Genomic DNA, 13,519 nt, shown 5'->3' with positions numbered 1-13,519 from the left:
GGGCCAGCCGCACATTTTTCAAATTTAACAAGTAAAATCAATATCTTGTGAGTTTGATGGCCGCGCCGCGAGGGCGGCAAAAGCCCCGTCAATTCTGCCGCCCCCGGCAAGAATTGCCCTAAGCTCGGGGCCAGCCTGATTGCTTCACCGGAATGCCGCCTATATTAAAGGGACACTCTCAGCCGCTTTCGACCGGGCCAGCTGCGCCTCCGGGGGAACCGTTGTTCCCGGGGATTGCCGATGTCCCTCAGAAAGCCCCAGCCGCGGATCGCCCAACGCCGCCCCGTCACAACCGCTTAGGCCCATGCTCAACAGTCTGGATCTCGAAGGCCGTCCTGAGGACACCAGGGTCGTCGTTGCCATGTCGGGCGGCGTCGATTCCTCGACGACGGCTGCGCTGCTGAAGGCCGAGGGCTATGACGTCGTCGGCATCACGCTCCAGCTCTACGACCATGGCGCGGCGACCCACCGCAAGGGCGCCTGCTGCGCCGGCCAGGACATCCACGACGCCCGCGACGTCGCTGCAAAACTCGGCATCCCCCATTACGTGCTCGACTACGAGGACCGCTTCCGCGAGTCCGTCATCGACAATTTTGCCGACAGCTACGCGCTCGGCGAAACGCCGGTGCCCTGCATCGAGTGCAACCGTTCCGTCAAGTTCCGCGACCTGCTGAAGACCGCGCGTGAGCTCGGCGCACAGGCGCTCGCCACCGGCCATTACGTCGCCTCGCGCCGCAGCGTTGACGGCTCGCGCGCGCTGGTGTGTGCCGCCGACAGCGACCGCGACCAGAGCTACTTCCTGTTCGCGACCACGCAGCAGCAGCTCGACTTCCTGCGCTTCCCGCTCGGCGACATGACCAAGCCCGAGACGCGCGAGCTCGCGCGCCGCCATGGCCTCTCCGTCGCCGACAAGCACGACAGCCAGGACATCTGCTTCGTGCCGACGGGCCGCTACACCGACATCATCACCCGCCTGCGTCCGAACGCGATGGACCCCGGCGACATCGTCGATCTCGACGGCCGCGTGCTCGGCCGGCACAACGGCATTGCCAATTTCACCGTCGGCCAGCGCCGCGGCCTCGGCATCGCCGCGCATGCGCCGCTGTTCGTGGTGCGGCTCGATGCCGCCAACCGCCGCGTCGTCGTCGGCCCGCGCGATGCGCTGAAGATGCACCGCATCGCACTTCGCGACGTCAACTGGATCGGCGGCGGCGACATCGACCGCGCGATTGGGTCTGGCCTCGAAATGTTCGTGCGCGTGCGTTCCACGCGCGCGCCGCAGCCGGCGTGGCTGCGCGGTGCGGACGGTCAATACGAAGTCGAACTCGTCGCCGGCGAGGAGGGCGTCTCGCCCGGCCAAGCTTGCGTGTTTTACGACGCGCCCTCGGGGCAAGCGCGCGTGCTCGGCGGCGGCTTCATTCAGAGCGCTGCCGCGAAAGCAGCGAACAGCACGGCGAGGCCGCTCGCAGAAGCGGTCCGCGGCTAAAAAAATACTGGGGCAGGGGGCATGGCAGCAGACATCTCGCGGGCCGGGGTCGAGAAGGCCTATGGCCGCTGGGCGCCGGTCTACGATCTCGTGTTCGGCAAGGTGTTCGACGCCGGCCGGCAATCAACCATCGCGGAGGCCGACCGCATCGGCGGCCGCATCCTCGACGTCGGCGTCGGCACCGGGCTGTCGCTCTCCGATTATTCGCGCACCACGAAGATCTGCGGCGTCGACATCTCCGAGCCGATGCTGCGCAAGGCGCAATCGCGCGTGCGGAGCTTGCGCCTCTCGAACGTCGAAGTGCTCTCGGTGATGGACGCGAAGAACCTCGCCTTCCCGGAAAACTTCTTCGACGCGGTGGTCGCGCAATACGTCATCACCGCCGTGCCTGATCCCGAAGGCACGCTCGACGAGTTCGTGCGCGTGCTCAAGCCCGGCGGCGAGCTGATTCTGGTGAACCACATCGGCGCCGAGAGCGGCCCGCGCAAACTGTTCGAGCTCGCCTTCGCGCCGATCGCCCGCCGTCTCGGCTGGCGCCCGGAATTCCCATGGGACCGCCTCGTCAACTGGTCCGCCAAACACGGCGGCGTCACGCTGGCCGAGCGCCGCCCGATGCCGCCGATGGGGCACTTTTCGCTGATCCGGTATCACAAGGCGTAACCGCGAACGGCTCGGGTGGTGCGCCCCCGCTCGCGGGAGAGGGTAGGGGAGAGGGCTCTCTCGGCCCGCGATATCTGGCTAGCGGATAAAAATCTCAACCCCCGTCATTGCGAGCGCAGCGAAGCAATCCAGACTGTCTCCGCGGCGGGACTCTGGATTGCTTCACGGAGCCTGTCACCGGGCCGCGCTGTGCGCGGACCCGGTGGCTCGCAAAGGCGACGGAGACACCCCGATCACATCGCGTCTCGCCCCGGGAACATCGCCCTGTCCCCGCGCGTTTCCCTCCCATGCGCACCAAATCAAACATCATCCTCGTGGGCCTCATGATCGCCGCCTCAGGCGCCGCGATCGCGCAGGCCCCGCCCGCCCCGGCCACGCCGCCGCAAGCGACCGCGCCGCCATCCCCGCAACGCAGCCCAGGCTGCACGCCTTCAGACCGTCTGACCACCACGCCCGACGGCACCACCACGACCGGCCAGTCCCGGGAGCCGCTCGGCGACAAATTGGCAAAATCCGACGGCGTGCTCTGCCCGCCCTCCGGCGTAGACCCCGACATGCACGCCCCGGCGCCCTCGACCGGCGCCAACACCCCGGTCATCCCGCCCCCCGGCAGCCCCGGCGGCGACCCGACGGTCCGGCCGAAATAGGCCCTTTCCACACGCCCAAATCTCGTCATGCCCGGGCTCGTCCCGGGCATCCACGTTCTCGGGGCTGCGCATGAAGGCGTGGATGGCCGGGACAAGCCCGGCCATGACGGATGCCGCGGGATTTTTGGGCCAAATTGGCCAATTTGTGCCCGCGTGCGGACTTGTCGCGCCGACTTGTCCGCCGAAGCCACTGGGCGAAGGCGGAAGCTTTCGCGAAAGCGGAAGCGAAGGCGGATTGACTTACCCCCGCCCCCTTCCTTATATGCCGCGCGTTCGCGAGATCGGCCGTTCCGCCGTTCGCGACCCTGTGGCGGGGTAGCTCAGCTGGTTAGAGCACGGGAATCATAATCCTGGGGTCGGGGGTTCGAGTCCCTCTCCCGCTACCAATACTTTCCCCCTCTTTGCCTCTTGCAGATCCTAACAGCTGGGAATTTTCAGATCGGCTTAGACCGAGCGTTGCGCCCTGCGACAATTATAGGGCAGCCACAGGTAGTGGTCGGCCAAGATCGTCAAGCAAAGGCCTGGAACGTCGTTGTACTTGAAGGGCGTCGTATGAAGGTCTCGTATCTAGTTTGGTCCGGAATAGTTCTTCATCAGTAGCTAGGCCGAAGATCAGTTTATCCACGGGACCTGCGTCTTGTGCGAGCGGCCAAGTTAGTCGCTGTTGTAGCTGCAACCGGACGGCTCAGTCGGCTTGCTGGTACCGAAGCAAGTGCACTGTTGAAACACCAAGAGACTCTTTGTGTATGGCTCCGCTGATTGCTATTTTGGGATCTGGCACGCGGGGGATGAATTTATGGAGGAAGTGGCTCTCAGGCAGACCAATTCCGCTTTTGGGTGCTTCTACACAAGTGATTATGTTGGGGACGCGCTCGTTCGATCAATGACGACCTGTCCCGAGCGCATAGTAGATCTCGGAGCCGGTAAGGGGTCGTTGGCGTTGGCGGCAGCACGCCGTTGGCAGAGCACAGAGATCGTCACAGTTGACATAGATTCGAGGGCAGGCACTTGTGCCGCGCGAGCAAGCTTACTCGGGTTTCACCAAAAGCATAAGCACGTTGAAGCTGATGTCTTGGATGTTCGACTGCCCAAAAGGCTTCTTCGAGATGAGAAGAAGTTTGACGCGGCGGTATGCAATCCGCCTTACATCACGCCAAAGTGGAAGGCCACATTTGCGCATATTCTGGAGGATGCCGGACTATCTTGCGTCCTCCAGAATAACACGACGATCGGAGCCGATGTTCTCTTCCTTGCTCAGAGTCTACGATTAACGGATGCGAGCAGTGAACTGGGCCTTATCATACCAGATGGTATCGTAACGGGCCGAAGACAAGATAAGCTTCGACAGTCGCTTCTTGCACAACATTGCATACGGAGTGTGGTCCAACTCCCGCGAGGGTGTTTCAAAGGAACGGATGCTCAAGCCTTCATCCTAATTTTAGGAAAGGGGGAATCTCAAGCCAAAACAATTAAGTTGAAGCGACTAACCGCTGATGGAAAAACGCTAGACCCAATCTTCATAAGCGCGGGCAATGCGGAAGATCGCTGCGACTATTCTTACTATGCTGCACAGGCACAGGTTAGCAAACGTCGCACTTGGAGCTTGTCTGACGCCGATGCTCGGATTGTAAGAGGATCCCTCCAGGCGGGAGAAGCCAAGCAATGTGGTTACAAATACATTCACACCACATCGTTTGCCGAGGCAGTGTCCAACCAGTTTCGCCTTCCTAGAAAAGCCCCGAGACTAAGTCAAAAGGACGTTGTAATTGCCAAGGCGGGGGATATCTTGGTCGCGCGTGTTGATCGAAATCTACACCAGAAAGTTGCTATTGTTTCGTCGGGACAGGCTGTCCTGACAGATTGTGTTTTTAGAATTCGTGTCCCGGTGGCTTGGCGAGAGCGCGCGTTTCGAGCCCTTTCGTCACGAAGAGGAGCAGAGGCGCTCAATGCCGTCGCTCGAGGCGTAGGCGCAAAACTGCTCACTAAGGAAAATCTGCTTCACGTCAGGCTTTCGTAAATGGCTCAAGAAATTTTTGACGACGCCGAAGATGCTGGTGATTTCGAGGAGCGAGCGGACCACGTCTCTGAAGAAACCCTTCGGACAGGAACGGTCACGGGTGATTGGTTCGACGTAATTTCAAAATCACTCGTTGCCCGCGGAACGGTCTTCGTCATTGGCCCGCGCGGTTGCGGTAAGACGCACATGATGCGCTATGCTTGGTTAAGATGCTGCGAACAAAAAGGCGGTCCGCTCGCGGTATACGTTTCATTCAACAGATATCTTCGTCTTGAGCCCCTCTTGAAGACTCGAACGGATGCTCTCTCGCTATTCCAGACTTGGGTTCTTTGCAGAATATTGGTTGCAGCCAATGAAACGGCTGAGCGCCTCGGTTTGAGCTCTGTCGAGCCCGGAGCACCGAACATATTTGGAAGTTTGAGTATTACGAAGGGGCAGGTTGAGGGGTTAGTTACGCGTTTGGAGCGCGCCGGCGTTCTTTCCCAGGAGGAAGAAGCTTGCGCAAACACCATCTCGATCGAGGGGGTAGTGCTAGCGCTAGTCGGCCTCACTCGCCAATTCGGACGAGCCCGTACTGTACTTTTGCTGGACGATGCGGCGCTCGTCTTCACGCCGGAGTTCATGGTTGAGTTCTTCGAGATCGTTCGTGTCTTGAAGCGACAAGACATCTCACCGAAATGTTCGGTATATCCGGGTACGACCGAGTATGGGCCCCGCTTCCATGCCGATCACGAAGGACGATTTGTTCCGGCTTGGTTGCCCGTCGATCATCCGTCCTACTGCGAGATAATGGGCAATATCGGCCAGAAGCGTTATTCGGGTGATGCGCCTGGAAAGGATGTGAATGAACTCTTGATGTACGCCTCGTTCGGCGTGCCCCGAGCGTATCTGACAATGTTGCGTGAGATCCACAGTGAAACTTCCGAGCGCGGGGTGGGATCGCAGGCGGCCGTGAACAAGGTGATCCAGAATCATCGCGACGGCAGGCTGCGTGAATTTAGGTCCCTAAAACTTAAGATGCCGAAGTTTAATACCGTGATTGGGGCAGGGGAGCAGCTATTCGACGCAATCATTCGAATCCTGAAGTCAGAGAACGAAGGTCTGGATAGCGCAGGTACGAAGCAGCTCTTGGTGGGTATCCCATCAACGGACCTAACGTCGTTGCCATCTCGGATGGTCAAGCTTCTTGTGGAGGCTGGGCTGCTGTTCGAAAGCCCTGAGGTTTCGCACGGTCCTGATCGGAAATATCGCCGCTTTACGCCCCATCTAGCTGCACTGATCGCGGCGCGTGCGTTTTCGGAACGGAGCCGGGGGAGTTCTGCGTCGCAGGTCGTTGCATTTATTCAGCGGCGAGCGACAAAGCATCCAGTGCGTCGTTCTCTTGAATCTCTGCTCCCCGCTTCAATGAAGGTGCAACTCGATCTTCCGCCGTGTCAATCGTGTAAGACGCCGCGACTGAATGAGCAGCAGAAGTTCTGTCACAACTGTGGATCACGCCTTGCCGACGATTCTACGTTCACGAGGCTGATGAAGCTCCCGATTTCGGATGTCACAAACCTATCTGCGTGGGCGCGTGGCCGGATCCAGGAAAGGGGCATCAAGACAATCGAAGAACTGTTGGCGTTTGACGACCCTGGCACCGAACTTCGTAAGATTTACATGGTCGGTCCGCAGCGCGCGGAAGACTATCTATCGAGGGTCGAGGCTTACATCGACGAATTCCTGTCATGACCGCAAGCCTCCCCATTACCTATAAGGCGATCGGATCAGTCGCGCTGATGCCGCCTATTGATACAGCAAAGCTATTTGCCGTGGCCAAAGGGCACAACAGAAGTCCGATCGACCTTTTCTTCGAGAATACCAATAATTTGAATAAGCTCTATCTGCCCTACGCGGCGAATGGTTCAGCGCTTCCGCCAGAGCTTGGGGCGGTTGTCGTCCTTGGCTATATGTCTGCGGTAGAGAGCTATGTGCGCTCGGTAGTCAGCGGCATCATTGCGATAGATCAAAAGGCTCGCGACGCTGTCGCAAAGAAGACAGTTAGCTTTGCAGCGGCGGCACATTTGCCGTCGGAGCGATTGCCGGAAGCCCTTCTCGAGCATCTTTCTCTGTCAGACGCGGATACTCTTGAAAAGACCATAACCGCGACGATTGGGCTTAAGGGCGTCCCGAATGATGTGAAGGCTTCGTTGAATACCTTTGATAAGATTTGTCATTTGCGACATTGCTGTGTTCATCGGTTTGGGAAGCTTGGAACGCGAAATGCGTTGGATCTTGGCTTCGAACGGCACGTGGGCGTGGTCGAAGGGCCTTTCTCCCCGTCAGTTACGGACATCACGAATATTGCTGACGCTTTGCAAATAACTGTGATGACGATCAACAATTTTCTCTTCTATTCGACGTTAGAGCGAACCATTGATCATCAGAGTCTATCTGAGGTCTGGCAACTGACTTATGCGAAGGATAAAGCACGGTTCTCGAAGTACTACGATCTCTTCTCAATAAAGACAGGAAAGCCGGCGTCCCCGTCGCCGAGTGCTATCTATTCAAGCTTTGTCCGAGATCATAAGTCGGGTCTTAAAACGATTCTGGCGAAGGCGTTGGCAGCCGGAGGTCCATAGCTTGTCGCGCGGGTATGTCGGGTAGTTCGGCTGTTTGCTCGGAACTGAGCTTTCGGGTTTTTAGGATCACTTGGCCTCCTCGCTCTGTGTCGTCCCCGTCAACCCTCCTCATAAAAATATTCCACTTTACCGAAATTCGGAAATGTCGTACATCTCGCTCAACCCGGCTCATCCTTGAGGGGCGATCGTGAGGTCGTCATGTTTCGCGAGCCGGGCTTGCGGTGGACGCGGCAGCGTCGGCACGAGACGGTACGGGCAGGGCGGGTAGTCCCTGTGAGCTCGAAACCGCGTGCGGACGAACGGCGCTGTCAGGCTTCGTCTCGTTTGTAAGTTTTCGGCTCCGTCGACAGGGCTGGAAATACTGCGGCGAAATGGCGGGCCGTGCGTACGGCAAAACCGTGTGGTCCTGGCCGTCGTTGCTACGGTCAAGCCTTTCGCGGAGATGTGCGCGAGCCCAACCGGGCAGACGGCATCGTCAATTCGCGGGGCGAGGGAGGCCAGAAGGAAAGTTCGGCTCCCGGGAGAGCACGGCATAAGCCGTCCGACCATCGCGCAGGGAAGGCCGAGTGACGGCTCCACCTGTATGCTGCTGTGCGGTTCTTTTGCGCTACATCTTCGCGCAGCGGACCGCGGGTGCGATGTCAGCACCCGGCCTTCCCTGCGCCCTCTTGGCTTCGAGGGTGAAGTGACCAGGCAAAGCTCGGGCGAATGCGCCGCGAGAACGAAAAGGTGTGTCTGCGTCCGGCCACTTCGTCGTCAATTCTGACTTTGCGTCAACCGGTCTCTTCTTCATCGGTCACCGGATGCCCCGCAGATGCACTCGAAAATAATCGCCGCCCGAGCAGCTTTGCGAGGAGCTCCGATAGCAGGCCGAAGATGACCTTGCTCTCGAGAGGACCTCGATCCAGGCCGTCTTCGATGTTCACCAGACCCCTGACGATGATGTAGACGCCGGTAAAGAAGCTGAAGATCGTTTTCCAGAGATCGGGATTGGTCAATTCGGCGGTCAGGAACGGCGCAAGCGCGACCGAGTAGACCGAGAACAGGATAAATCCGAGACCGAAGACAAGCTCGATGACTCCGTAGAGCGTCTGATTGGTGCCGCGAAGGCGATAGGCCAGATAAGCAAGGGTGGGCGCGCCAACCACCACGAAAAGGAACAGTGGAATCTTGAGTCCGTAGTCCTCGATGAAGCGATAGAATACGGGGCCTGCATAGTCGCGGGTGATGACGTAGGCGCGATAATAGCCGACGAGGATCGTGGCGACGAAGGGCAGGCCAAGCGCCAGGGCTGGAATCAAGAAGATCGATCGGCCGGTTTTTTCCTGAAGCTGGATGAACCAGATGGCCGGGAACGCGACGGCGTAGCAGATCAGGAGGTAGACGATATTGGCCCAGATAAAGTGCTGGTCGACGAATTCAGACAGCCACGGCTTGTTGATCCACCCGGCAACACGTTCGACCATGAAAGCGTTGCCGGCGCAGAATATGAACAGTGCGAGCGGCAAGACCAGGATTCCGATCGCGATGGACGCGCCGTCCTGGCTCTGCGGTTGCGGATCGACATGTTGATCGTCAGCCATGGCAACAGTCACCGGTGCAGGCAGCACCGGATTATGCCGGTCGATGCCGTGCCGTGCAACTGAAAATCAGGAATACAACTCACGCGGGAATGCGGGCGGCTTGTTCGCAGAAGCCTCAGCGAAGGTGGAAGCAATCCAGAATCTGTCCGCGGCGACAGTCTGGATTGCTTCGCTGCGCTCGCAATGACGACGGTGAGCCAGCGTGCGCCCCCACGCCCCGCCCTCAGACCCGATACCAGCTCCCCAGATTCCACGTCGTGACATCCCAGCCCGAGATATCCGTCATCAGGCTGTTGACGTTGGCGCCGACGATGTTGCGGGAGAGCAGCGGCACCAGCACGTTGGCTTCGCAGAAGATCTCGTTGACCTTGATCAGCAGCGCGGCGCGCTTGACCGGGTCGAGCTCCTTTTGCGCGGACTTGTAGGCCTTGTCGGCTTCGGGATCGGACCAGCGCGAGATGTTGCGGCCGAGCCATTTGTTGTCCTTGGTGGCGACCTCCCAGGACACGCACTGGTTCAGGAAGCGCTCCGGATCGGGCTGCGGCTGCGTCGTGTTGTACATCTCCATGTCGCAATAGAGCTTCGAATAGGTGTCGGGGTTGCCGACATCGGAGGAGAAGAACACCGACGCGGTGACCGATTTGAGCTCGATGTCGATACCGGCCTTCTGGCACGCCTGCTTGATGATGGCCTGCGTCTTCTGGCGCGGCGCGTTGATCGAGGTCTGGAACACGTATTTGAGCTGCTTGCCGTCCTTGGCGCGGATGCCGTCCGCGCCCAACTTCCAGCCGGCCTCGTCGAGGATCTTGTTCGCCTTCTCGATGTCGAACTCGTATTTCAGCTTGGGCGACTTGAACTGCGACGGCTGGTTGACGAAGCTCGCGGTGGCAACGGCAGCGCGGCCGTAGATGAACTTCTGGATCGACTCGCGGTCGACCAGCAGGTTGAACGCCCGGCGCACGGCCGGATCGGACAGCGACGGATGTTTTGTCCTGGCGTTGGACCGTTCGCCATCGACCTCGGTCCAGGGGTCCGTGGTGTTGAGGATGATGAACTCGACGCCGCCGGAGAGCGTGAACTCCACCTTGCCCTTGCCGCTGGCCTCCATGCGCTTGAGGACCTCGTCCTCGACCAGCAGATTCCAGGCATAGTCGTATTCGCCGGTCTGCAGCACCGCGCGCGCCGCGGAGACGGCATCGCCGCCGCCCTTGACCTCGAGCGTGTCGAAATGCGGCTGGTTCTTGACGTGATAGTCGGGGTTGCGCTCGGCGCGGATCAGGTCGCCGGGCTTGAACTCGACGAATTTGTAGGGACCGGTGCCGACCGGCTTCAGATTGCCCGGTGCGTCGCGCGACTTGCCGCCGGCATAATCGCCGAAATGATGTTTTGGCAGGATCTGGCCGACCGAGCCGACGAAGGGATCGGCCCAGAACGGCGTCGGGTCCTTGAACGTCACCTTAACGGTATGGTCGTCGATCTTCTCGACCTTGATGTTCTGATAGGACCCCGTGGTGTAGGCGGCGGTCGCGAGATCCGCGGCGTATGCCCACGTAAACACCACGTCGTCGGCGGTGAAGGGCTTGCCGTCGTGCCACCGCACGCCCTGCTTCAGCTTCCAGGTCACGATCGTGCCGTCCGCGGAGAGGCCGCCATTCGCCTTGGTCGGAACCTCGGCGGCCAGGCACGGGATGAGATTGCCCTCCTTGTCCCAGCCGGCGAGCGGCTCGAAGAAGATGCGCGAGGCGACCTGGTCCTTGGTGCCGATCGCGAAATGCGGATTGAGCAGGGTGGGCGCCTGCCAGATCAGGATTTTCAGCGCGCCGCCGCCGCCGGCCTTGGTCGGCGTGTATTTGAGCGTGGCGTCCGCCATCGCGACGTCGTTCCAGAGCAGGATCTGGCTCGCGATCGGCGCTGCGATCCCCACCGTCGCCAGGGTCCGGATGAACGCGCGCCGCGACAGCGTGCCTTGCTTCACCTCCGCAATGGCGTTGCGGATGTCGTGTTCGTTCATCGGATGAGCTCCACTTCCAGGACATGTCGCCGCCGGCAACCCATCATGTTTCATCATGGGCGAGGCGGCAATGCCGGCCAGGCAGGAAAGCCCTGCGACGAAATGACGATATGGAGGGAGCCCCATGGGCGACGATCCGGATCGCCGCCCGAGAGACCCGGGCGGCGATCCAGTGCGAACTTGCGTGAACTTGGGGAAGTTCTAAGGCCGCGCGGGAACGCTACCCCGGCCGCAGCCGGCACATCAAGTTTCGCGATGTTGCCCCGGCCGGAGATTGATTACAGCCGTCAGGAAATTGCCACACATGACCATCGAGCCTCGTATGGATCAGCGTCCCTGCGCAATCGCCAGCGCGGCATCCACCGCGTTCTCGAGAATCTCCTCCGACAATTCCTTGTCGCTCACAGCGCGCGCCATTTGCAGCGCACCGACCATGGTCGTGTAGGCCGCGATCGCGCGGCGCCGCCGCTCCACGGGCGAGCCGTCCGGCATCTGCGCCGCCATCAGTGCGAGGATATCGGAGATCTTGCCGGTGAACGCGTCCCGCGTCGCCTTTGGATGCCGCGCGATCTCGGAGACCAGCGCCGCGGTCGGGCAGCCGGTCGCCGCATGGTCGCGATGGCGCGGCGAGAGATAGTCCCGGATGACGGTCTCGACGGCGACGCCGCTTTCGAGATTGTCCTTGTGCCGCTGCTCGCGCCGTTCCAACGCGTCGCACAGCACCGCCCGCACCAGCTCCTCCTTGGAGGTAAAGTGCGTGTAGAAGGCGCCATTGGTCAGGCCCGCCTCCGCCATGATGCCGGCGAGGCCGACCGCGGCAATGCCGCTCTCTCGGAACTGCGCCGAGGCGACATCGAGGATGTGCCGGCGGGTCGTGTCCCTGTGGCCCTTGTCGTAGCGCGCCAATCCCGCCTCCTGCGACCTGCTTCCGCGCCTCCCACAAAATCGTGAGGCAAAGCCTATTGAATTACGATCATAATAATACATTATAGTCATAATGCAATGGGCGGCCGATGCGGCGGTCCGACGGAATCACAGGACCGAACCCATGTCAGTCGAGGATGCTGCCGCGCCGGCCCTGTCCGCCACGCCATTCGTGGCCCGCACCGCGGCGCCACTTCGCCAGGGCGCGGCATCAGCACCAGGTGCCGCCGAGCAAAGGCGCGCTGCGCTGCTGCACGCGCCAATCCTCCCCACCCTGCTCAAGCTCGCGCTGCCGACCGTCACTGTCCTCGTCGCCCAGACCGCGGTGAACATCGCGGAGGCCTATTATGTTGGTTTCCTCGGCACCGATGCTCTCGCGGGCGCCGCGCTCGTGTTTCCGATCTTCATGCTGATGACCATGATGTCCAACGGCGGGTTCGGCTCCGGCGTTGCCTCCTCGGTGGCACGCGCAGTCGGCGCCGGCCGCCGCGCCGATGCCGAGGCCGCATTGTTGCACGCCGTGGTGCTCGCGATCGTTGCCGGCGGCGTGTTCACGCTCGGCGTCATCCTTGGCGGCCCGCATTTGTACCGCGCGCTCGGCGGCACCGGCGGCGCGCTTGCAGCCGCCATTACCTATTCCAGCTATCTGTTCGCTGGCGCCATCCCCGTGTGGATCGTCAATCTCCAGGCCGCCGCGTTGCGCGGCGCTGGCAACGTCAGGGTGCCCGCGCTGGTCACGCTGGTCGGCGCCATCGTGACCATTCCGGTCTCGCCGGCCTTGATCTTCGGGTTCGGTCCGATCCCGCGGCTCGGCATCGGCGGCGCCGGCATAGCTTTCGGCCTCTATTACGGCGCGGCGATGCTGTTTCTTCTGCGCTACATGGCGTCGGGCGCGACCGGCCTGAAACTGCACTTCGTGCCGTTGCGTGCAAGCATCTTCGGCGACATGCTGAAGGTGGGCATTCCGACTGCGTTCAACGCGGTGCTGACCAACCTCACCGTCATCCTCGTGACCGGCGCGGTCGGCCTGTTTGGGACCTCCGCGCTCGCGGGTTACGGCATCGCCTCGCGGCTCGACTATATCATGATCCCGCTGCTGTTCGGCATCAGCACGGCGACGCTGACCATGGTCGGCGTCAACATGGGGGCCGGTCAGACGGCGCGGGCGCGGAAAATCGGCTGGATCAGCGGGCTCGTCGGCATGATCATGACCGGCACGATCGGCCTGCTCGTTGCGATCTTCCCGACGGCATGGCTCAATCTGTTCAGCCACGACGCCGAGGTCGTCGGCGAAGGCATGACCTATCTGCGTATCGTCGCGCCGGCCTATGCCGCGCTTGGCTTCGGTTTTGTCAGTTCGTTCGCCGTGCAAGGCACCGGCCGTGCGATGGGGCCGCTGGCGTCATCCTTCGCACGCATCCTGATCGCGGCGGGCGGCGGCTGGATCGCGGTGGCGAGCTTTGGCGCGGGCATGGCGGGTCTCGCCGTCATGGTCACGCTGTCGCTCGCCGCCTATGCCGCAATCTGCGTCCTGATCATGCTGTCGCCGTCGACCTGGCGGACCGAATAA

At 61.0% G+C, this 13,519-nt stretch carries 10 protein-coding genes and 1 tRNA gene; 8 read left to right on the top strand and 3 right to left on the bottom strand.

Annotated features, from left to right (window positions below; genetic code table 11):
- Window positions 1-304 precede the first annotated feature (304 nt).
- The 7 genes from mnmA (at window position 305) to AB7532_RS29645 (ending at window position 7,431) form a co-directional block, all read left to right on the top strand.
- Window positions 305-1,486: a tRNA 2-thiouridine(34) synthase MnmA gene (gene mnmA, locus AB7532_RS29675; protein WP_441238224.1), complete on the top strand. Its 1,182-nt coding sequence runs from the start codon at window positions 305-307 to the stop codon at window positions 1,484-1,486.
- Between the two features lie 21 nt (window positions 1,487-1,507).
- Window positions 1,508-2,146, top strand: a complete 639-nt coding sequence (locus AB7532_RS29670) for a class I SAM-dependent methyltransferase (protein ID WP_441238223.1) — start codon at window positions 1,508-1,510, stop codon at window positions 2,144-2,146.
- 287 nt (window positions 2,147-2,433) lie between these two features.
- On the top strand, window positions 2,434-2,793 hold the full coding sequence (locus AB7532_RS29665) for a hypothetical protein (protein WP_441238222.1): 360 nt from the start codon (window positions 2,434-2,436) through the stop codon (window positions 2,791-2,793).
- 309 nt (window positions 2,794-3,102) lie between these two features.
- A tRNA-Met gene (locus AB7532_RS29660) sits at window positions 3,103-3,179 on the top strand.
- A gap of 410 nt (window positions 3,180-3,589) precedes the next feature.
- The gene (locus tag AB7532_RS29655) at window positions 3,590-4,810 is read left to right on the top strand and encodes an N-6 DNA methylase (protein WP_441238221.1); all 1,221 of its coding nucleotides are present in this window, start codon (window positions 3,590-3,592) and stop codon (window positions 4,808-4,810) included.
- Window positions 4,811-6,541: an ORC-CDC6 family AAA ATPase gene (locus AB7532_RS29650; protein WP_441238220.1), complete on the top strand. Its 1,731-nt coding sequence runs from the start codon at window positions 4,811-4,813 to the stop codon at window positions 6,539-6,541. It abuts the gene before it with no gap.
- Window positions 6,538-7,431 carry a hypothetical protein gene (locus AB7532_RS29645; RefSeq protein WP_441238219.1) on the top strand — a complete coding sequence of 298 codons (894 nt, stop codon included), beginning with the start codon at window positions 6,538-6,540 and terminating at the stop codon, window positions 7,429-7,431. Before AB7532_RS29650 ends, AB7532_RS29645 begins: the two co-directional genes overlap by 4 nt.
- A gap of 773 nt (window positions 7,432-8,204) precedes the next feature.
- On the opposite strand, the gene AB7532_RS29640 is transcribed toward AB7532_RS29645, so the two are convergent.
- The 3 genes from AB7532_RS29640 to AB7532_RS29630 all read right to left on the bottom strand — a co-directional run bounded on the left by AB7532_RS29640 (window position 8,205) and on the right by AB7532_RS29630 (window position 11,931).
- Window positions 8,205-9,041, bottom strand: a complete 837-nt coding sequence (locus tag AB7532_RS29640) for a hypothetical protein (RefSeq protein WP_441238218.1) — start codon at window positions 9,039-9,041, stop codon at window positions 8,205-8,207.
- 196 nt (window positions 9,042-9,237) lie between these two features.
- On the bottom strand, window positions 9,238-11,025 hold the full coding sequence (locus AB7532_RS29635) for a peptide ABC transporter substrate-binding protein (protein WP_441238217.1): 1,788 nt from the start codon (window positions 11,023-11,025) through the stop codon (window positions 9,238-9,240).
- A 327-nt stretch (window positions 11,026-11,352) separates the two neighbouring features.
- A complete protein-coding gene (locus tag AB7532_RS29630; protein ID WP_441238216.1) occupies window positions 11,353-11,931 on the bottom strand; it encodes a TetR family transcriptional regulator in 579 nt (192 codons plus the stop codon).
- Window positions 11,932-12,073: 142 nt separating this feature from the next.
- On the opposite strand from AB7532_RS29630, the gene AB7532_RS29625 reads away from it, so the two are divergent.
- On the top strand, window positions 12,074-13,519 hold the full coding sequence (locus AB7532_RS29625; RefSeq protein ID WP_441238215.1) for an MATE family efflux transporter: 1,446 nt from the start codon (window positions 12,074-12,076) through the stop codon (window positions 13,517-13,519).

This window comes from Bradyrhizobium sp. 930_D9_N1_4 (genome assembly GCF_052076015.1).
GTDB lineage: Bacteria > Pseudomonadota > Alphaproteobacteria > Rhizobiales > Xanthobacteraceae > Bradyrhizobium.
The sequence above is the reverse complement of the archived record's forward strand: the minus strand, read 5'-3'. Positions and strand labels throughout refer to the sequence as shown.

Excerpts from the sequence above, each read along its gene's own strand:
- mnmA (WP_441238224.1), top strand. The coding sequence starts at position 305 with ATGCTCAACAGTCTGGATCTCGAAGGCCGTCCTGAGGACACCAGGGTC.
- AB7532_RS29670 (WP_441238223.1), top strand. The coding sequence starts at position 1,508 with ATGGCAGCAGACATCTCGCGGGCCGGGGTCGAGAAGGCCTATGGCCGC.
- AB7532_RS29665 (WP_441238222.1), top strand. The coding sequence starts at position 2,434 with ATGCGCACCAAATCAAACATCATCCTCGTGGGCCTCATGATCGCCGCC.
- AB7532_RS29655 (WP_441238221.1), top strand. The coding sequence starts at position 3,590 with ATGGAGGAAGTGGCTCTCAGGCAGACCAATTCCGCTTTTGGGTGCTTC.
- AB7532_RS29650 (WP_441238220.1), top strand. The coding sequence starts at position 4,811 with ATGGCTCAAGAAATTTTTGACGACGCCGAAGATGCTGGTGATTTCGAG.
- AB7532_RS29645 (WP_441238219.1), top strand. The coding sequence starts at position 6,538 with ATGACCGCAAGCCTCCCCATTACCTATAAGGCGATCGGATCAGTCGCG.
- AB7532_RS29635 (WP_441238217.1), bottom strand. The coding sequence starts at position 11,025 with ATGAACGAACACGACATCCGCAACGCCATTGCGGAGGTGAAGCAAGGC.
- AB7532_RS29625 (WP_441238215.1), top strand. The coding sequence starts at position 12,074 with ATGTCAGTCGAGGATGCTGCCGCGCCGGCCCTGTCCGCCACGCCATTC.